Source organism: Massilia haematophila, assembly GCF_042647645.1.
GTDB classification, from domain to species: domain Bacteria; phylum Pseudomonadota; class Gammaproteobacteria; order Burkholderiales; family Burkholderiaceae_D; genus Telluria; species Telluria haematophila.
Genome location: NZ_JBHRVV010000001.1, coordinates 598,495 through 617,998 on the forward strand (window position 1 = coordinate 598,495; position 19,504 = coordinate 617,998).

The 19,504-nt window shown below is 67.1% G+C and carries 16 protein-coding genes; 8 read left to right on the forward strand and 8 right to left on the reverse strand.

Annotation, left to right across the window (positions count from 1 at the left end):
• Positions 1 to 10: 10 nt before the first annotated feature.
• Positions 11 to 889 carry a putative selenate ABC transporter substrate-binding protein gene (locus ACFOPH_RS02640; protein ID WP_312550235.1) on the reverse strand — a complete coding sequence of 293 codons (879 nt, stop codon included), beginning with the start codon at positions 887 to 889 and terminating at the stop codon, positions 11 to 13.
• 160 nt (positions 890 to 1,049) lie between these two features.
• On the opposite strand from ACFOPH_RS02640, the gene egtD reads away from it, so the two are divergent.
• The 4 genes from egtD to ACFOPH_RS02660 all read left to right on the forward strand — a co-directional run bounded on the left by egtD (position 1,050) and on the right by ACFOPH_RS02660 (position 4,574).
• Positions 1,050 to 2,021, forward strand: coding sequence for an L-histidine N(alpha)-methyltransferase (gene egtD / locus ACFOPH_RS02645; protein WP_312550234.1), 972 nt, complete (start codon positions 1,050 to 1,052; stop codon positions 2,019 to 2,021).
• 9 nt (positions 2,022 to 2,030) lie between these two features.
• Complete coding sequence (egtB, locus tag ACFOPH_RS02650) at positions 2,031 to 3,254, forward strand: ergothioneine biosynthesis protein EgtB (protein WP_312550233.1); 1,224 nt, start codon at positions 2,031 to 2,033, stop codon at positions 3,252 to 3,254.
• Complete coding sequence (locus ACFOPH_RS02655) at positions 3,251 to 4,192, forward strand: YihY/virulence factor BrkB family protein (RefSeq protein ID WP_379733289.1); 942 nt, start codon at positions 3,251 to 3,253, stop codon at positions 4,190 to 4,192. The genes egtB and ACFOPH_RS02655 overlap by 4 nt, the downstream gene beginning before the upstream one ends.
• Positions 4,193 to 4,400: 208 nt before the next feature.
• A complete protein-coding gene (locus tag ACFOPH_RS02660) occupies positions 4,401 to 4,574 on the forward strand; it encodes a hypothetical protein (protein WP_379733292.1) in 174 nt (57 codons plus the stop codon).
• A 6-nt stretch (positions 4,575 to 4,580) separates the two neighbouring features.
• On the opposite strand, the gene ACFOPH_RS02665 is transcribed toward ACFOPH_RS02660, so the two are convergent.
• From ACFOPH_RS02665 to ACFOPH_RS02685, 5 genes are all read right to left on the reverse strand, one after another.
• Positions 4,581 to 5,738 (reverse strand): GGDEF domain-containing protein, encoded by a 1,158-nt coding sequence (locus ACFOPH_RS02665; protein WP_312550230.1) that lies wholly within the window; start codon positions 5,736 to 5,738, stop codon positions 4,581 to 4,583.
• Between the two features lie 129 nt (positions 5,739 to 5,867).
• Complete coding sequence (gene selD, locus ACFOPH_RS02670; protein ID WP_379737850.1) at positions 5,868 to 6,929, reverse strand: selenide, water dikinase SelD; 1,062 nt, start codon at positions 6,927 to 6,929, stop codon at positions 5,868 to 5,870.
• Between the two features lie 23 nt (positions 6,930 to 6,952).
• Complete coding sequence (gene senB / locus ACFOPH_RS02675; RefSeq protein WP_312550229.1) at positions 6,953 to 7,942, reverse strand: selenoneine biosynthesis selenosugar synthase SenB; 990 nt, start codon at positions 7,940 to 7,942, stop codon at positions 6,953 to 6,955.
• A 144-nt stretch (positions 7,943 to 8,086) separates the two neighbouring features.
• Positions 8,087 to 9,676 (reverse strand): DEAD/DEAH box helicase, encoded by a 1,590-nt coding sequence (locus tag ACFOPH_RS02680; RefSeq protein WP_379733295.1) that lies wholly within the window; start codon positions 9,674 to 9,676, stop codon positions 8,087 to 8,089.
• A gap of 426 nt (positions 9,677 to 10,102) precedes the next feature.
• Positions 10,103 to 11,422, reverse strand: coding sequence for a transglycosylase SLT domain-containing protein (locus ACFOPH_RS02685; RefSeq protein ID WP_379733298.1), 1,320 nt, complete (start codon positions 11,420 to 11,422; stop codon positions 10,103 to 10,105).
• A 436-nt stretch (positions 11,423 to 11,858) separates the two neighbouring features.
• On the opposite strand from ACFOPH_RS02685, the gene ACFOPH_RS02690 reads away from it, so the two are divergent.
• The 4 genes from ACFOPH_RS02690 to ACFOPH_RS02705 all read left to right on the forward strand — a co-directional run bounded on the left by ACFOPH_RS02690 (position 11,859) and on the right by ACFOPH_RS02705 (position 18,331).
• Positions 11,859 to 12,428, forward strand: coding sequence for a DUF1415 domain-containing protein (locus ACFOPH_RS02690; protein ID WP_312550226.1), 570 nt, complete (start codon positions 11,859 to 11,861; stop codon positions 12,426 to 12,428).
• Positions 12,409 to 12,639: a DUF1289 domain-containing protein gene (locus tag ACFOPH_RS02695; RefSeq protein WP_379733301.1), complete on the forward strand. Its 231-nt coding sequence runs from the start codon at positions 12,409 to 12,411 to the stop codon at positions 12,637 to 12,639. Before ACFOPH_RS02690 ends, ACFOPH_RS02695 begins: the two co-directional genes overlap by 20 nt.
• Before the next feature lie 255 nt (positions 12,640 to 12,894).
• Positions 12,895 to 16,044 (forward strand): EAL domain-containing protein, encoded by a 3,150-nt coding sequence (locus ACFOPH_RS02700; protein ID WP_379733304.1) that lies wholly within the window; start codon positions 12,895 to 12,897, stop codon positions 16,042 to 16,044.
• Positions 16,010 to 18,331, forward strand: a complete 2,322-nt coding sequence (locus ACFOPH_RS02705; RefSeq protein ID WP_379733307.1) for a xanthine dehydrogenase family protein molybdopterin-binding subunit — start codon at positions 16,010 to 16,012, stop codon at positions 18,329 to 18,331. Before ACFOPH_RS02700 ends, ACFOPH_RS02705 begins: the two co-directional genes overlap by 35 nt.
• Before the next feature lie 53 nt (positions 18,332 to 18,384).
• Here the strand turns inward: ACFOPH_RS02705 and ACFOPH_RS02710 are convergent, their stop codons facing one another.
• Positions 18,385 to 18,942 carry a dihydrofolate reductase family protein gene (locus ACFOPH_RS02710; protein ID WP_379733310.1) on the reverse strand — a complete coding sequence of 186 codons (558 nt, stop codon included), beginning with the start codon at positions 18,940 to 18,942 and terminating at the stop codon, positions 18,385 to 18,387.
• A gap of 129 nt (positions 18,943 to 19,071) precedes the next feature.
• A complete protein-coding gene (locus ACFOPH_RS02715) occupies positions 19,072 to 19,386 on the reverse strand; it encodes a hypothetical protein (RefSeq protein ID WP_379733313.1) in 315 nt (104 codons plus the stop codon).
• Positions 19,387 to 19,504: the final 118 nt, after the last annotated feature.

The following is a 19,504-nucleotide window of genomic DNA, read 5'->3' on the forward strand; positions in this document are numbered from 1 at the left end:
ACCGGATGCCTTACTTCAGCAGGCCGGCGTTGCGCGCGGCCGCTTCGATCGCCTTGTAGTTCTCGGCTTTCGTCGGCACGAACTTGGTGGCGCGCTGCAGTTCCAGGATTTCCTTGCCCTGCGGGGTGGACGCGTCCAGCGCCAGGAAGGCGTCGCGGATCTTCTTCTGCAGCGCCGGGTTCATGTCCGAACGCACCGACCAGTTGTAGTCGTAGTAGCCAGGGGTGGTGTAGAACACGCGCACGGTTTTCGGATCGACCTTGTTCGCTTCGACCAGTTTTTCCCAGACCGAGATGTTCAGCGCGCCGGCATCGACCTTGCCGCCCGCGACGGCGGCGACGGTGGCGTCGTGCGCGCCCGAGAAGGAAACGCGTTTCAGGTCGGTATCCGGATTGATCTTCGCGCCCAGCAGGAAGGAGCGCGGCATCAGGTGGCCCGAGGTCGACGATTCCGAGCCGAACGACAGGGTCTTGCCGCGCAGGTCTTCGAGCTTCTGGATGGCCGGGTTGGTGGTGACGAACACCGAGCGGAATTTCTCGTCCTCGGCGCGCTGCACCAGCGGCGTCACCTGCCCCTTGCTGCGCACGTTGGCCTGTACGAAGGTGAAGCCGCCGAACCAGACCATGTCGAGCTTCTTGTTGATCAGGCCCTCGACCGAGGCGGCGTAGTCGGTCACCGGGGTGAACTCGACCTTCAGGCCGGTGGCCTTGGCCAGGTAGTCGCCCAGCGGCTTGAACTTGCGCTGCAGTTCGGTCGGCGCTTCGTCGGGAATCGCCGAGACCTTCAGCACGCCGGGCGTGTTCTGGGCCGAGGCGCCGGGAGCGGCAAACAGCAGGGCGGCGGCCGTGGACGCGGCCAACAAGGATTTCAAAGTCGACAGTGGGGACATATTGGCTTTCTTATTGATCGAAGCAAGGTAAACGGACGGCCTGCACGCTTGGCGGCAGGCGAACGCGGAAGATTTGGACGTTCCGCTATGATAGCAAAAACGGCAACACCTCCCAGGCCAGGGCGCATGGTGCGCCGCGGCGGCACGAATGATAAACCTTATGATGACGTCTTGCACGACCGAGAAGCTTGAAACCGTTGCCAGCGCCCATGTCCCCGCCGAACTGTACGACGGCCTGAATGCCCGCGAAGCGACCATTTCGCCCAAGTTCCTGTACGACGCGCTCGGCTCGAAACTGTTCGAGGCGATCTGCGAGCTGCCGGAATACTATCCGACCCGCACCGAGGCCGGCATCTTCGCCCGCCACGGCGCCGAGATCGCGCGCGTGGCCGGCCAGGGCGCCACCCTGATCGACCTGGGCGCGGGCAACTGCGCCAAGGCGGCCTCGCTGTTCCCGCTGCTGCGCCCGCGCCAGTACGTCGCGGTGGACATCTCCAGCGAGTTCGTCAGCGACGCCCTGGCGCGCCTGCGCCAGCGTTTCCCCGCCATCGAGATGCAGGCCCTGGGGCTGGATTTTTCCAACCGGCTCGACCTGCCCGCCAGCGTGCACGCGGAGCGCCGCCTGTTCTTCTATCCCGGCTCTTCGCTGGGCAACTTCACGCCGCCCGAGGCGCGCGCCTTCCTGCGCCGCCTGCGCCGCCAGTGCGGGCCGGACGGCGGCCTCCTGATCGGCATCGACCTGGCCAAGGACAAGGCCGTGCTCGACGCCGCCTACGACGACGCGCTCGGGGTGACGGCCGCCTTCAACCTGAACGTGCTGCGCCACGTGAATACCTTGCTCGGCGCCGACTTCGACATCCGCGCCTGGCGCCACGTCGGCTTCTACAACGAAGCGCTGGGACGGGTCGAGATGCACCTGGAAGCGCGCAGCGCCCAAAGCGTGCGCTGGCCGGGCGGCGGGCGCGACTTCGCCGCCGGCGAGCGCATCCACACGGAAAACAGCTACAAGTACCGCCAGGCCGACGCCATTGGCCTGCTGGAACAGGCCGGCTTCGAGGCCAGCCGCGTGTGGACCGACCCGCAGCGCTGGTTTGCCGTCATTCACGCCCAGGCGGCGGCCGCGGCCGAGTAAGGAGGCGCGATGGAGCAGCTCGATCATCCCGCAGTACGTTTCCCTCAAGTGCGCCAGCGTTCGCTGCACCTGGCCGAACCCCTGTCGAGCGAGGACTGCTGCGCCCAGTCGATGCCCGACGCCAGCCCGATCAAGTGGCACCTGGCCCACACCACCTGGTTCTTCGAGACCTTTATCCTGGAACAGTACGAGGAGAGTTTCGCGCCTTTCCACCAGGCTTTCCGGGTGCTGTTCAACTCCTATTACAACGGCGTCGGCGCGAAGCACCCGCGGCCCCAACGCGGCCTGTTGACCCGTCCTTCGCTGAGCGAGGTGCGGGCCTACCGGCAGGACGTCGACCGGCGCATGGGCCGTCTGCTGGCGCAGCGCGGCAATGAGGCGAAGCTAGGGGCACTGGTCGAGCTCGGCCTGCAGCATGAGCAACAGCACCAGGAGCTGATGCTGACCGACCTCAAGCACCTGTTGGCCCAGAATCCCCTGTCTCCGGCCTATGTCGACGAGCCGCTCGCCGCCGCGCCCGCACCCGGGCCGCTGGCATGGATCCGCTGCGAGGGCGGCCTGGCCGAGATCGGCCACGACGGCCGCGGCTTCTGCTTCGACAACGAGCTGCCGCGCCACCGCGCCTATCTTGCCCCGTTCGAGATCGCGTCGCGCCTGGCGACCAATGGCGAATACCTCGAATTCATCGAGGCCGGCGGCTACCGCGACCCGAACCTGTGGCTGGCCGAAGGCTGGGACAAGGTCGTGGCCGGCGAACTCGCCCATCCGCTCTACTGGCGCCAGGACGATGACGGCGCCTGGCGCGAGTTCACCCTGCATGGCCTCTTGCCGCTGGATGCGGCGCGGCCGGTGACCCACCTGTCGCTGTACGAAGCCGATGCCTATGCGCGCTGGCGCGGCGCGCGCCTGCCGACCGAGGCCGAGTGGGAATTCGCGGCGCGCCAGGCCAGCATCGAGGCCGGGCGCTTCCATCCCGCGGCGGCGGCGGGGGCAGGCCTGGCCCAGATGTTCGGCGCCTGCTGGCAATGGACCAGCAGCAGCTATGCACCTTACCCCGGCTTTGCGCCGGCGCCGGGTGCGATCGGCGAATACAACGGCAAGTTCATGGTCAACCAGTACGTGCTGCGCGGCTCGTCCTGCGCCACCCCGGGCGGCCATGCGCGCGCCAGCTACCGTAATTTCTTTCCGGCCGGAGCGCGCTGGCAGTTCACCGGGATCAGGCTGGCGCGATGATGCGCCTGCGCTGGCAGTCGGTCCGGCGCGCCCGCATCCGGATCCTGAACCGGCGCGCCAACGCCTACATCCTGACGCATCCGCTCGCCTTCACGCTCGCCGTGCTGCGCGGCTTCCGGGCCAACCAGGGCCTGCTGCTGGCGGGCGCCGTCGCCTACTACGCGCTGCTGTCGATCGTGCCCTTCCTGATGCTGGTGGTGGTGGCGCTGTCGCACTTCATCGACCAGGCCGAACTGCTGGAAACCCTGCGCCGCTACCTCGAGCTGCTGGTGCCGGGCCAGTCGGCCTCGATCGTTGCCGAGGTCGCCAATTTCCTCGACAACCGCGACCTGATCACCTGGCTGCTGGGCGTGACCATGCTGTTCTTCAGTTCGCTCGCCTTTACGGTGCTGGAAAACGCCATGAGCGTGATCTTCGTGCACCGGGTCGCGATCCGGCGCCGCCATTTCCTGGTGTCGGCGGTGCTGCCTTACTGCTACATCCTGGCGCTGGGCTTCGGCGTGATGCTGGTGACCCTGGTGGCGGGGACGCTGCAGGTGATGGGACAGGAGCACGTCGAGCTGCTCGGCTACAGCTGGTCGCTGGGCGGCGTGTCGGGCGCCTTGCTCTACCTGCTGGGCCTGCTCGGCGAGATCCTGGTGCTGACCTCGATCTACCTGGTGATGCCGGTCGGGCGCCTGTCGCTGTCGCACGCGCTGGTCGGCGGCGTCACCGCGGCGCTGCTGTGGGAACTCGCGCGCCACGTGCTGGTCTGGTATTTCTCCACGCTGTCGCAGGTGAACGTGGTCTATGGGTCGATGACGACGGCGATCGTGGTCATGTTCAGCCTCGAGATCGGCGCCACGCTGCTGTTGTTCGGCGCCCAGGTGATCGCCGAGTACGAACGCGTCGGGCGCGGCAAGCCGGAGCGGACGCGGCCGATGTCGACCGCGCCGTGATGCGCTACCGCGAGCCGCCTGCCTGATTCGAAGGGAAGTAGGGTGGACGGGTTTCCCGGCCACCCTACGGGTCTCGGACAAGTGTAGCGGCGCCGCAATCCTTGATGGACCCCTTGCGTTGGGTCAATTTCCAGCAGGAATAGAAGTGGCACATTACGTTCTTGCGCCAGGTAAATACACGGCGATTTTCCAGGGAACGGGAGGTGTCATGGATCAGGGCGAATTGTTCGGACTGCCGCTGTCGGTCATGCTGGCCTTTATCGCGCTGTTGCTGAGACTGGTGCTGGTGGCGCGCCTGCTGCACGACCTGCGCCGTCCGGCCGTGGTGCGCCGCGGCGACCGCCACGACGGGATCCGCCGCCGCTCGCGCGAGCGGGAATAGGTTCTTCTACAGGACCACGCTGCGGTTGCGCCCGGCCGACTTGGCCGCATACAGGGCGCGGTCGGCACGCTCGATCGCCTGGTCGATCGGTTCGCCATCCTCATAGCGCGCAAAGCCGGCCGAGAAGCGCACGCGCAGTTCGGGCAGCGCAGGACTGGCCGGCATCGATGCCAGCGCATCGCGCAGGCGCGCCACGCCCAGCGCCGGGTCGCCCGGCGGGGACTCAGGCAGCAGCAGCAGGAATTCCTCGCCGCCCCAGCGGCCGATCATGTCGGTGGTGCGCAGGATCTGCTGGGCCTGGGTCGCAAAGGCGCGCAGCACGGCATCGCCCGCGGCATGGCCATAGGTATCGTTGATGCTCTTGAAGTGGTCGAGGTCGATGATGCAGACGTAGAAGCGCGGGCCGCCGCGTGCGTGGCGGATGGCGTGCTCCTGCAGCAGGGTCATCATGCGGCGCCGGTTCGGCAAGCCGGTCAATTCATCCTTCGCCGCCATTTCCTTGATATGGGCCAGGGCCTGCTCCAGCGCGATCTTTTGCGTCTTGACGCGGGTGCGCATGTTCATCAGCTGGCCGGAGAGCTGGGAAATGGCGATCATGACGATCGCCATCAGCGCGAAGTTGAACAGCTCGAGCTGCGCCGGATACAGCGCGCTCTGGTGACGCGCGCACCAGTACATCACCGCGCCCATCACCGTCACCGTGTACAGGCTGGCCACGCGCAGCGCCACCGGGCGCAGGCTGAACATGCCGAACACCATCACCAGGCAGAGCATGATCACGGTGGCGCCGTGCACCGGGCCGGTCATCGCGTAGCCGGCGGCGATCAGGGTCTGGGCCGAGATCACCTGGGGCAGGGCCAGGGTCGGGTCGCGGAAGCGCCGGTTGTAGCCGCTGCGGATCGCGGCATAGAAACCGAGGATGAAGACGCCGAACAGTGCCGCCAGCCAGGCGACATGCTCGAGCTTGGCCACGCCGAGGAGGGCGGCGTAGACCAGCAGCGGCATGACGGTCATCGACACCAGGGCGGCCAGCAGCAGCAGGCCCAGGGTGCGGCGCTGGCGGCTGTCGGTGCTGAGGACGACATTGCCCAGCCGGGTCAACCAGTCGGGGGTATTGTCGGGTAAGGAGTCGAAAGGCGCTTGTGCGGCCACGGGCGTCGGCATTGTCTCTCTGGAGTCGTCGGATTGCGAGGCCGGTCTGCGCCGGCCTCGTCATTATACAACCGACAATTCTCAGGAAAGCAACTATGTTGCCTCATGGATGCAAAATATTCCTGTTGACATCCAGAAATCTCAGGTCAGGGTGCAGCCGCGCACCACGACGCGCGACGCGCCTTGCGCCATGCGGCCGATGACTTTCGCTTCGCCGAAACCCTCGCGCGCGAACAGGGCCAGGACCTCGTCGGCCGCCTCCGGCGCGCAGGACACCAGCAGGCCGCCCGAGGTCTGCGGGTCGGTCAGCAGGGCGCGCTGGGCCGGCGTGATGGCGTCGAACAGGGCGACGTCCTTGCCGTAGGCATCCCAGTTGCGGCCCGAGGCGCCGGTGAAATAGCCGTCGTGGGCCAGCTGCAGCACGCCGGGCAGCAGCGGAATCGCATCCATGTCGAGCTCGGCCTGCAGTTGGGCGCCGCGCGCCAGCTCCAGCAGGTGGCCCAGCAGTCCGAAGCCGGTGACGTCGGTCAGCGCGTGCACGCCGTCCATGTCGGCCAGGGCCTTGCCCGGCTTGTTCAGCTTGGTCGTGTTGGCGATCATGGCGGCGTAGCCGTCCGCGCCCAGCACGTCCTTCTTCAGCGCGGCCGACAGCACGCCCACGCCGAGCGGCTTGCCGAGGATGAGCACGTCGCCGGCGCGGGCGTCGGCGTTGCGCTTCACCTTGTCCGGGTGGACCAGGCCCATCACCACCAGGCCGTAGATCGGCTCGACCGAATCGATGGTGTGGCCGCCGGCGATCGGGATGCCGGCTTCGGCGCAGACCGATTCGCCGCCGCGGATGATGTCGCCGATCGTCTCGAGCGGCAGCTTGTTGATCGGCATGCCGACCAGGGCCAGCGCCATGATCGGCGTGCCGCCCATCGCGTACACGTCGGAGATCGCATTGGTGGCGGCGATGCGGCCGAAGTCGAAGGGATCGTCGACGATCGGCATGAAGAAGTCGGTGGTGGCGATCAGCGCCTGCTCGTCGTTGAGCTTGTAGACGGCGGCGTCGTCCGCGGTCTCGATGCCGACCATCAGCTGCGGCGGCACCGGAAAGCCGCTCGACTTCTTCAGGATCTCGGCCAGTACGCCGGGGGCGATCTTGCAGCCGCAGCCGCCGCCGTGGGAGAAGGAAGTCAGTTTGATGGTCTGCTCGGTCATGTTCGGTTCCATTTCGTAGTTGTTCAAGGCGCTCGCGCGCGCAGGAGATTATCCACCAAGTCGGCCAGCGCCGCTTGCTCCGCGGCCGGGGCGAACAGCGGCGCACGCGCCGCGCACTGGCGGCGCAGCAGGGCGTCGAAGGCCGCATCGCGCGCGAGGCGTTCGACCAGGGCGGCCAGCGCGGCGGCGTCGCCCAACGGGAAAAAGCCGGCGTAGTCCGCCCCCAGCATGCCGCGGTTGCCCTCGATGTTCGAGGCCAGCACCGGCACCCCGCTGGTCACCGCTTCGATGATCACGTTGGCGCCGCCTTCCATGCGCGATGCGATCACCATCGCATGGCAGGCGGCCAGGCGCGCGCGTGCTTCGTCATGCGGCAGGGCGCCGAGCCAGCGGTAGCGCGGCGTCGCGCGTTCGGTGTCGCGCGCGGCCGCCTCCAGCACCGGGTCGAGCGCGCCGCCGATGTGCAGCAGGCGCAGGCGCGGGTCCGTTACCAGCACGGCGGCGCGCATGAAGGTCAGCGGATCTTTCTCGGGCCGCAGGTGGCCGATCATGCAGATCTCGACGTGTCCGGCGCGGGAGAGCGCGGCTGGGACCGTGACCAGGCCGGGTGCGGATTGGTAGATCACGCGGGCCTTGCCGCGCAGTCCGGGCGGCAGGCGTTCGAGGGCGGCTTCCTGCAACACGACCAGGGCATGTGCGCGCTCGAGCGAGGCGCGGGCCTCGGGATCGGCGTCGATGTCGCGGTACAGGTCGGTGCCGGTCAGGGCCAGCACGGCCGGGCGTTCGGGAAAGGCCGCGCGGAAGGCGGCCAGCGCGGCGGCCGAACGGCGCGCGTGCAGGGCGATCAGCAGGTCGGGCGCATCCGGCGCGCCGGGCGCGGGCCAGCCGCCGACGACCTCGACCTGGTAACGCTGGCCCAGCATCCGCGCCCAGCGGCTGGCGGTCTGCCAGTTGCCGTTGTTGTCGCTGGCGGCGGCCGGGCTGACGATGGCGATGCGGGGACGGCTGGTCACGGGGCGTGCGGGTTCGAGAGAGAGGTGCGCGATTATACGGTGCGCGGCGGCGCCATGCCGTACGGATTGCAGCCGCGGGCGCCCGCAAGGGACGAAAAAAACGGCTGCCGAAGCAGCCGTTTTTCGATGTCGCGCCGACAGCGATCAGTTGTCGCCGAAGGTGCGGCGTGCGTTGTCGAAGGAACGCGGGTGCGCGTTGCCGCGGTAGCCGCCTTCGCGACGGGCGCCGCCTTCGCGCGGCGCCGCATCGCGGTTGTAGCCGCGGTCGCGGTTATAGCCGCCCTCGCGCGGGGCCGATTCGCGGTTGTAGCCACCTTCGCGCGGGGCGGAAGTGCGGTTGTAGCCTTCGCGCGGTGCCGCGTCGCGGTTATAACCACCTTCGCGCGGCGCCGCGTCGCGGTTGTAGCCGCCTTGCGCGCCATCGCGCTGGCCGTAAGGCTTGCTGAAGCTGCGCTGGCCCGGCTTGGCGGCGCTGCGGCCGTCGCCCGGTTTCCAGCCCGGACGCGCGCCCGAGCGGGCCGGCGCCGAACGCTTCGGCTCGTAGCCTTCCACCACGTTGACCGGGATGGTCTGCTTGGTGAAACGCTCGATGCGCTTGATGTTGATGCCTTCGGCATGGTTCACCAGCGAGATCGCCACGCCGTTGCGGCCGGCGCGGCCGGTACGGCCGATACGGTGCACGTAGTCCTCGGGGAACTTCGGCAGGTCGTAGTTCACCACGTGGGTGATGTTCGGTACGTCGATGCCGCGGGCGGCGACGTCGGTCGCCACCAGCACGCGCACCTGGCCGCGGCGCAGGCTGTCCAGGGTGCGGTTGCGCGCGCCCTGGTGCATGTCGCCGTGCAGGGCGGCGGCCGCGAAGCCGGCGATGTTCAGGCGGTCGGCGATGGTGTCGGCGTCGCGCTTGGTCGCGGTGAACACCACGGCCTGGTCCAGCGTCTCGTCGCGCAGCAGGTGGTCGAGCAGGCGGTTCTTGTGCGACAGGTCGTCGACGAAGTGCACGCGCTGCACGATGTTCTCGTGGCGGTTGGTGGCGCTGGCGATCTGGATCACCAGCGGGTTCTTGGTGATGCGGCGCGCCATGCTGCCGACCACGCCGTCTAGGGTGGCCGAGAACAGCATCGTCTGGCGGGTTTCCGGGGTCGCTTCGACGATCTTCTCGATGTCCTCGATGAAGCCCATGTCGAGCATGCGGTCGGCTTCGTCCAGCACCAGGATTTCCAGCTGCGAGAAATCGATCTTGCCCGACTCCATGTGGTCGATCAGGCGGCCAGGGGTCGCCACCAGGATTTCAGGATTGCGCGACAGCAGCTGCATCTGCTTCGGGTAGGGCATGCCACCCAGGATCGAGACGGCGCGGATGCGGCGCATCGAGGTCGTGTATTGTTCGGTCGCGGTGGTGACCTGCAGGGCCAGCTCGCGGGTAGGGGTCAGCACCAGCATCTTCGGCTGGGCTGGCTTGAAACGGACGCGTTCGCCACGGGCCTTGGCAGCCTGCGCTTCCTGCGCAGGGGTGCGGCCCATCGGCGCCGGCTCGGTATTGGCAAACTTGTTCAGCGACGGCAGCATGAATGCCGCGGTCTTGCCCGAACCGGTTTGCGACGAGACCAGCAGGTCGCGGCCGCCGATGGCGGCGGGGATAGCCTGTTCCTGGACTGCGGTCGGCTTCAGGTAGCCGGCTTCGGTGACAGCCTTGACGAGCGACGCGTGGAGACCTAGTGCTTCAAAACTCATTGTTTTCTTTACTTTCGGTAGTGATCAGCGCTCGTCAATTGTTTGCGAGCGCAAAATAGCAACGCGAACCAACACAACGAAATGACTCAGAAATGAAAGAAATTTCGGCACAAAAGCTTTGCGCCGGGACGGTGTCAAGGTGCGACACACAGGGCGGGAGGGCTTTATGGGAGGGTATCTGAACGATACGCCTGGCTTGCGAAGCTGCTAGTTGTTACAGTGGATACTGCTGCGTGCGGTGCTGGCGACAGGTTGAGCGGATTGTTCGGCCGCGTGTCGCAAAGTGTTTTTTGCAGCGCACAAACCACACTATACAGCACTTTCGAAGTGCTTGCACAGTGTGGTCCATTTGATGTGGCGCAAAGAGCGGACTGATGAAAATCCAGCTCAAGCGCGATTGGGCGTTGCCGGCCGGCGGCCCTGGCTTTAGCGGTGCTTGCGGCTGCTGTTGGTGTTGCGCGACACGCGGTTCTTCGACGACGCCACGGCCTTGTTCTTGAAGCGCTGGGTACGCGCGCCGCTGCGCTTTTCGCCGCGGTCCGCTTCCAGCGCCACCACGGCGCTCTCGATGATGTTTTCGGCGATGTCGCTGTGCATGCTGGCCGAGGTCTTCGGCACCAGGATGGTCGAACCTGCCTTCAGGCGGGTCTGGGCCGGGATGTTGTTGGCCTGGCGGATGACTTCCGGGGTGGTGCCGAACTTCGATGCGAGCGAGCCGATGCTTTCCTTGGCGCTAGTGATGCGGTGCGTGGTCCAGTTCGACAGCGCCTGGCCCCACTGCGCCAGGTTCAGGTGGAACTTCTCGGCGTTTTCCTTCGGCAGCAGGATCTTGGTCTTCTCGCCGGTGATGACCGGACGCTTGAACTGCGGGTTCAGGGCCTTGAATTCGTCGAGCGACATCTCGGCCAGCTGGGCGGCGACGGCCACGTCGATGTCGCTGGTCTTGTCGACCGCGGTGAAGTAGGGCTGGTTGTCGATCACCGGCAGGGTGACGTTGAACTGGGTCGGATTGGCGACGATGTTCTTCACCGCCTGCAGCTTCGGCACGTAGTTGCGCGTCTCGGCCGGCATCAGATCGGCCAGGCTTTCGAAGTCGGTCGGCTTGCCCAGCGACTGGTTGGTCTTGATCGCCTTCAGGACGTTGCCTTCGCCCCAGTTATACGCAGCCAGGGCCAGCTGCCAGTCGCCGAACATGGTGTACAGGCGCTGCAGGTAGGTCAGGGCGGCGTCGGTCGAGGCCAGCACGCCGCGGCGCTCGTCCTTGAACATGTTCTGCTTCAGGTTGAAGTCCTTGCCGGTGCCCGGCATGAACTGCCAGATGCCGGCGGCGCTGGCGGTCGACAGGGCCTGCGGATTGAAGGCGGATTCGATCACCGGCAGCAGCGCCAGTTCGGTCGGCATGCCGCGCTTTTCCAGTTCCTGCACCACGTGGTACAGGTAGAGCGAGGCGCGGCCGGAGATGCGGGCCATGTAGTCCGGCTTGCTGGCGTAGGACTTGACGTGGCGCTCGACCAGGTTGTTGTTAATGTCGGGAATCGCGTAGCCGCTGCGGATGCGGCCCCAGACGTCGGTTTCCTTGTATTCGTCGACCTTCAGCATGGCGGCGCCCGCAGGCAGGCCCGGACGGCTGACGGCGGCGCCCTGGGTGGCGCTGCTGGGGGCGTTATCGATGGCCTGGGCGAACGGTGCGGAGAAGAGAAGCACCAGCGCGGCGGCGACGGAGGTAAGGCGGGTCGTGTCGTACATAGCTTTCCAGTGTTGCGTCCAGGAACGGCAGGACTGACGATCAAGGGGGGAGTGTAAGGATCAGCTCTCGGGGCAGTCAAGCAATATGTCAGCGCGGTTACAAAATTTTCTGTCTACTCATTCTGCTAACACGCAATACTTTATGGCATTTTTTGAGGGGGTATCGGATGTTTATTCCGCATTTCCCCGGTATGGCTTCGCAATAATGCCAAGTACTCCCTCCAGGTATCCGAAAAATTGCCCGTCAGAATGAGTTCTCTACGGAAATCTTTACAGCCGTGGCAGCCTGGCCGGTCCGGCAAGGCGGGTGTCTTTACCGATGTGCCCGCGTGTTTTCAACGTTACCCGCCGCGCATTGGTGGACCTATGAGCACACGCAAACTGTGCGTACAATCGCGCTTTCGCCTCAGGCATTTTTTATTATCGAAAGCATCACATGAGTACTGCCAACCCGAACGCCGACGACGACGTCATCGTCGCCGCCACCCGCCGCTGGCTGGAAAAGGCCGTCATCGGCCTGAACCTCTGCCCCTTCGCCAAGTCGGTCTATGTGAAGGAGCAGGTGCGCTACGTCGTGTCGCCGGCGCGCACGCCCGAGGCATTGCTGGAACAACTGATGGACGAACTGCAGCGCCTGTCGGACACCCCGGCCGAGGAAGTCGACACCACGCTCCTGATCCATCCTTTCGTACTCAACGATTTCCTGGATTACAACGAGTTCCTGGACGTGGCCGACGCCGCCGTCGAGGACATGCATCTCGACGGCGAACTGCAGGTGGCCAGCTTCCACCCGGATTACCAGTTCGCCGACAGCGATCCGAACGACATCGCGAACTACACCAACCGCGCGCCTTACCCGATCCTGCACCTGCTGCGCGAGGACAGCATCGCGCGCGCCGTCGAGGCCTTCCCCGACGCCGCCGAGATCTTCGAGAAGAACATCGACACCATGGAACAACTGGGCCACGAAGGCTGGGACAAGCTCGATGTCGGACCCGCGCGATAAGCCGGCGCCGGCGCAAGCCGCTGCCGGGACCGCTCCGCAGCGACCGGACACACCCTGCGTCGCAGTCTGCTCGACCACCTTCGACGACGTCTGCCGCGGCTGCGGACGCACCGTCGCGGAAGTGGCGAACTGGGTCTCGATGACGGCCGAGCAGAAGGAGCTCGTATGGGAGCGCATCCTAGCGCAAGGTTATCCGCGCCGGAATACCTGAGCCGCCTGCGCCCGGAGCACCCGAGCACGGTTGAAACGCGGCGGCCCGGCGCGCGCACGCCTTGTGCGATCATGAGACCGTAACCGCTGGTCGATCTCCATGCATCCACCGGTGGTTGCGGGATGCCGGTGGCTGTCGCGAATGATGACTCAGAGCAATTTGCTGTGCATAATCGTGCGCATTGATGATTGCATCCGACGACTGCCCGGCCGCGCCGGCCCAACCATTGCTGCCACGACAATGTTCCGGATTGATTTGCGCGCCCTCGTTTCGCGACTAAGCCGCTTCCACGGCCGTTCGGTCTATGGAGCGCTCCTGATCGTCCTCGTCGTCGGCCTGGTGGTCCCGGCCCTGGCCGGCTACCTGCTGGTGTCGTCGCAGGAGCGCCGCGCCACCGCCGCCGAACTCGACGCCACCCTGCAGCGCAACGCCGAGATCCTCGCGCTCGGCATGCAGGAGTCGCTCTGGAACATGAACCCCGAAGCGGCCCGCCCGCTGGTCGACGCGGTCATGCGCGACCCGTCGGTGGTACGGGTCCAGGTGCGCGGCGCCGCCGACGGTCCGATCGAGGCCGGATTCATCGACGTTCGTGCGCCGGCCCGTCCGCTGGGACGGGTGCTGCGCGCCGAACGCGAGATCGTGGTGCACGGCCAGCCGATCGGCCGGCTCACGATCGAAATGGACGACCGGCGCAGCGCGCAGGCGCTTCACCGCAAGCAGGACAACTACGCGCTGGTGCTGGCGCTGCAGGTGGCGCTGTCGATGGCGCTGATCGTGGCCTACCTGCAGACCCGCCTGCACCAGCCGCTGCGCGCGCTGGCCGCGTTTTCCGAGCGCCTGTCGCGCGGCGACTTCGACACCCCGCTGGCGCTCCAGGCGAAAGGCGAACTGGGCCTGCTTGGGCGCCAGATGGAGCGGATGCGCGGCGCCATCCGCGAGCTGTTCGTCGACGTCGCGCGGCGCGAGGAACAGTTCCGCACCATCGTCAACCAGGTGCCGGGCGCCGTGTTCCGCGCCCAGCCGGGCGGCGCGCTCGAGTTCGTGAGCGACGCCATCGAGGACATTTCCGGCTACCCGGCGGCAACGCTGATGCGCGGCACCACCGAGGACTGGTCGAACCTGGTCTGCCCGGAAGACCGGCGCATGCGGCGCCGCATCACGCGCGACGCCATCCTTTCAGGCCGCAGCTACGAGATCGAATACCGCATCGTCGACGCCCATGGCCTGGAGCGCTGGGTGCTCGAGAGCGGCCAGCCGCAGGGCCGGCCGGGCGAGCCGGGGTTCCGGGTCGACGGCATCATCTCCGACATCGGCGAACGCAAGCACAACGAGATGCGCATCGAGGCCCTGCTGGTGGAGCAGGGCGCGATCCTGGACAACGTGATGTTCGGCGTGGTCTTTACGCGCGAGCGCCGCATCGTCTCGACCAACCGCCGCGCCGACGAGCTGTTCGGCTATCCCGAAGGCAGCCTGGTCGGCCAGCCGGCCGCGGTCCTGTTCGCCAGCAGCGACGAGCACGCGCGCGCCGAGGACGAATTCTTCCCGCGCATGGCGCGCGGCGAGGACCCGCGCCACGAACGCCGCTTCCGCCGCCGCGACGGCAGCCTGCTGTGGTGCCTGGTCAGCGGCAGTTCGCTGGTGCCGGGCCACCCGGAATCCGGCAACGTCTGGGTGTTCGCCGACATCTCCGAGCGCAAGGAGGCCGAGGAAAGGCTGCGCCTGTCGGCCACCGTGATCGACCATATTGCCGACGGCGTGACCGTGGTCGATGCCCAGGGCACGGTCGTCGCCGTCAATCCGGCCTTCACCGCGATCACCGGCTACGAAGCGGCCGAGGTGGTGGGCCAGCCCTGGCACGTGCGGCGCTCGCCGCGCCACGACACGGCGTTCTACGAGGCGCTGGCCCGGGAGATCGAGGAACGCGACTTCTGGCGCGGCGAGTTCTGGGCCGTGCGCAAGAACGGCGACACCTATCTCGAGTGGCTCACGGTGTCGACCGTGCGCGACGACGCCGGCACGCTGACCCATTACGTGGGCGTCTTCAGCGACATCACGCGCCTGAAGGAGTCGCAGGAGCAGCTCGACTTCCTGGCCCACCACGATCCGCTGACGCGCCTGCCGAACCGCCTGCTGTTCCAGGACCGCCTGCTGCACGCGACCGGGCGCGCGCTGCGCGAGCACCAGGAGCTGGCCGTGATGTTCATCGACCTGGACCGCTTCAAGAACGTCAACGACACCCTCGGCCACCAGGTCGGCGACCAGCTGCTGGAGCAGGTGGCGGCCACGCTGGGCGCGCGCCTGCGCGAAGGCGACACCCTGGCGCGCCTGGGCGGCGACGAATTCGTCGTCCTGCTCGAGCACGTGGACGGCCACTTCGGCGCGGCCCAGGTGGCGCAGAAGCTGGTGGCGCTGTTCGAGCAGCCCTTCGTGGTGTCCGGCCACGAGCTGTTCGTCACCGGCAGCATCGGCGTCAGCCTGTTCCCGCGCGACGCGCACGACCCGAACATGTTGATCCGCAACGCCGACGTCGCCATGTACCAGGCCAAGGCGCGCGGGCGCAACGGCTACCAGTTCTACGCGCCCGAGATGGACGGCGAAGGCACCCTGCGCCTGCGCATGGAAGCGCTGCTGCGGCGCGCGATCGAGCGCGGCGAGATCTTCCTGCACTACCAGCCCCAGGTCGAGATCGAGAGCCGACGCCTGATCGGGGTCGAGGCCCTGGTTCGCTGGCATAATGCCGAGCTCGGCGCGGTCAGCCCCGAGCGCTTCATCCCGATCGCCGAGGACACCGGCTTCATCAACCAGCTCGGCGAGTGGGTGCTGTTCGAGGCCTGCCGCCAGATGGCGCGCTGGGATGCGGCCGGGCTGGCGGTGCCGAAGATGGCGGTGAACCTGTCGGTGCGCCAGGTCGAGCGCGGCGCGATGGCGCCGCTGGTCCGCGCGGCGCTGGCCGCGACCGGCCTGACGCCGCAGCGGCTGCAGCTGGAAGTGACCGAGTCGATCATCATGCACGCCGACGACGCCGCCGCTTTCATCGGCGAGCTGCACGGGCTCGGCGTGGGACTGGCGATCGACGACTTCGGCACCGGATATTCGTCGCTGGCCTACCTGAAGCAGTTGCCGGTGGACGTGCTGAAGATCGACCGCAGCTTTATCAAGGATATCTCGACGGACGCCAACGACGAGGCGATCGCGATCGCGATCATCCAGCTGGGCAAGAGCATGAACCTCTCGGTGATCGCCGAAGGGGTGGAAAACAAGGACCAGGCGGCCTTCCTGCTGCGCCATGGGTGCGGCCGTGCACAGGGTTACCTGTACGGCCGGCCTGCGGGACCGGAGGAGCTGCTGGCGGAATGGGGATCGAAGGACAATGAGAGACGACGCAGACGGGAAACCAGTAGTTGAGAAGCGCGGCAGGCCTGATGCCGCACCGTCGCGCACGCGGCGCCGCTTCCTGCTCGGCGGCCTGCTCGGCAGCGGCGCGCTGCTGGTGGGCTGGGGCGTGCAGCCGCCGCGCCAGCGCCTGCACACGGCCGAACCGCTGCCGGTGGAGCAGGGCGCCGTGGCCCTGAATGGCTGGGTGGCGCTCAATCCCGACGGCAGCGTTTCCGTGGTGGTGCCGCGCAGCGAGATGGGACAGGGCGTGCACACCGCGCTGCCGATGCTGGTGGCCGAGGAACTGGACATGCCGCTGGAAGCCGTGCGCATCGCCGCGGCGCCGATCGACAAGATCTTCGGCAACCTGACCGTGCTGCGCGAGAACCTGCCTTTCCACCCGGACCAGCGCGGCAACGTCAAGGATGGCGCCCAGTGGATGCTGTCGAAGATCGGGCGCGAGCTGGGCATCATGTTCACCGGCGGCTCGACCAGCGTGAAGGACGCCTGGCTGCCGATGCGCGAGGCCGGCGCGGTCGCGCGGGCGATGCTGGTGGAGGCTGCGGCCACGGACTGGAAGCTGCCGGCCGCGCAACTGCGCACCGAGGACGGCTTCGTGATCGGCCGCGACGGACGCCGTGCCAGCTACGCAAGCCTGGCCGCGCGCGCCGCCGAAGTCGGGGCCGGCATCGATGCCTCCGATGTGAAGCTCAAGGAGCCGCGCGCCTTCCGCCTGATCGGCAAGGCCGCGCCGCGACGCGACACGCCGGCCAAGGTCGACGGCAGCGCGCTGTTCGGTATCGACGCGCGCGTGCCCGGCATGCTGTATGCGGCGCTGAAGATGTCCCCGACCATCGGCGGAACCGTCGCTTCCTTCGACGCCGCCAGCGTCAAGGCCATGCCGGGTGTGACCGGCGTCGTCGATATCTCTTCCGCGCTGGGCGCACGTGCCGGCGCCGGCGCGGGCGTGGCCGTGGTGGCGCGCAGCTGGTGGCAGGCGAAGAGCGCCGCGGCCGCGCTGCCGGTCGCCTGGAACGCAGGCGAAGGCGCCACGCTGTCCTCGGAAGCGATCTTCGCCGGCTTCGCCGCCGCCCTCGACAAGGAGTCCGGCTACACCTATTTCGAAGCCGGCACCCAGGACGTCGCCAACGTGGCCAAGACCGTGAGCGCCGAATACCGCGCGCCCTTCCTGGCGCATGCGGCCATGGAGCCGGTCAACTGCACCGCCCAGGTCGCGGACGGCAAGGTGCGGCTGTGGGCCTCGACCCAGGTGCCGAGCATCGCGGTGGACGTGGCGGCCAAGGTCGCCGGCGTGGCGCGCGAGGATGTGGCGATCGAGGTCATGCTGCTGGGCGGCGGCTTCGGGCGCCGCCTGGAGGGCGACATGGTGGCCCAGGCGGTCGCGGTCGCGATGCAGACCGCTGGCCGCCCGGTGCAGCTGGTCTGGACCCGCGAGGACGACACCACCCACGACGTCTACCGCCCGGCGGCGCTGGCGCGCTTCACCGCGCGGCTCGACGCCTCCGGCAGCATCCTCGCCTGGGACAACAAGTCCGCCAGCGGGGCGATTGGCCACCAGTACTTCCCGCGCAACCTCGGCCTGCCCGGCATCGGTCCGGACAAGACCACGGCCGAGGGCGAGTACGACATGCAGTACGAGATCGCCAACCAGCGCATCGCCCACGTGATCGTCGACAGCGCCGTGCCGCTCGGCTACTGGCGCTCGGTAGGACACTCGCACAATGCCTTCTTCAAGGAAGCCTTCCTCGACGAGGTGGCGCACGCGGCCGGGCAGGACCCGGTCAGCTACCGGCGCGCGCTGCTGGCCGAGCATCCGCGCCACCTGGCGGTATTGGACAAGGCAGTCGCGGCGGCCGGCCCCGTGCCTGCGGGCCGCGCCCATGGCGTCGCGCTGCACCAGTCCTTCGGGAGCATCGTGGCCCAGGTGGCCGAGGTCTCGGTCGAGGGCACGGACATCCGCGTGCACCGCGTGGTCTGCGCGATCGACTGCGGCATCGTGGTCAACCCGAACATCGTGGCCCAGCAGATGGAAGGCGCGGTGGTATTCGGCCTGTCGGCGGCGCTGGCCGGCGAGATCACGATCGCGGACGGGCGCGTGCAGCAGACGAATTACGGCGACTACCCGGTGCTGCGCATGGACCGCGCGCCGACGGTCGAAACCATCATCGTACCGAGCGCCGAGCCGCCCGAAGGCGTGGGCGAGCCGGGCGTGCCGCCGATTGCGCCGGCGGTGGCGTCGGCCGTGTTTCAGTTGACGGGACAGCGGCTGCGCAGTTTGCCGCTGCGGCTGGCGTAAGCGAGGCCCGCCCGGGTGCGGCAGGCTGCCTGGCGCGCCGGCTCGTCTCCGGGTCAGCGCGCCTTCCGGTAGTGCATGGCGACCGCGCCGTTTCGCAGCGGCTGCGCCGAGATCAACGCGAGCCGTCGCGTGGCGGGCAGACCGGTCTCGTACAGGGTCGGGCCGTGGCCGGCGATCCTGGGGTGGACGAGGAACCTGTATTCGTCGATCAGGTCCAGCCGGTCCAGCTCGGCCGCCAGGTTGGCGCTGCCGAGCAGCACCCCGTTCGGGATCGCGTCCTTGAGCTGCTGCACGCTCGCGCGCAGGTCGCCGGCGAGATGGTGGCTGTTAGTCCAGGGGAAGTCCGTGCGCGTCGAGGACACCACGTACTTCGGCTTGGCCTCCAGCTTGACCGCCCATTCGCGCAGCGCCGGCGGCGCTTCCACGGCGCCGCGGGCGACCGCCGGCCAGGAGCTTTCCATCATCTCGTAGGTGACGCGGCCCCACAGCATTGCGCCGGCGTCGTCCATGAGGCCGGTGAAAAAGGCGTGGGTCTCGTCGTCGGCGATGCCTTCCTGGTGGTCGATGCAGCCGTCCAGGGTCAGGTTGATACTGAAGGTTAATAATCCCACGATGTTCTCCGTTCAAGATACCCGAAGAGCGGCTCGGCATCTGTTTTAAGAGCACGCATGGCTGCTCCTGCCAGCGGTAGTCTGGCAAGCTCGGCTGCTTACGACTCGAAGCAAACATTCGTCTACCAGTTACTTCAACTGCTCAATTGACGTCGTGGCGCGGCGGATAACAAGCTCCCCAAAGTCGCCTTCGAGAGTCAATACGTGGTTCACCATAGATACGCTTTCAAGCTCGCCAAACGTATGATGGTTGCTTAAGTCCGTACGATGCCCTAGCAAATTGAGGGCACCGAAGTTGACGTCCAGAGAAGCGCCGACTGCGCTCCAGGCTGATAGCTTGTATCTGGCCCCGTCATCGGTACAGAGCACCATCTCAAAGTGGAGGTGATTTTGATCTAGCGTGATCGACAGGATTTCGGATTCTTCAAGATCGCAGAGGTTCATGGAATGGCAGGTGTTGTTGAAACCGCTATATTTCTCTCTCAGCCCGATAGCGGACGATCAATATGGCCCAGTGTACAACGTTGTTTTCGGGAGAAGATAAACGCTTCTGCCAGGCGCG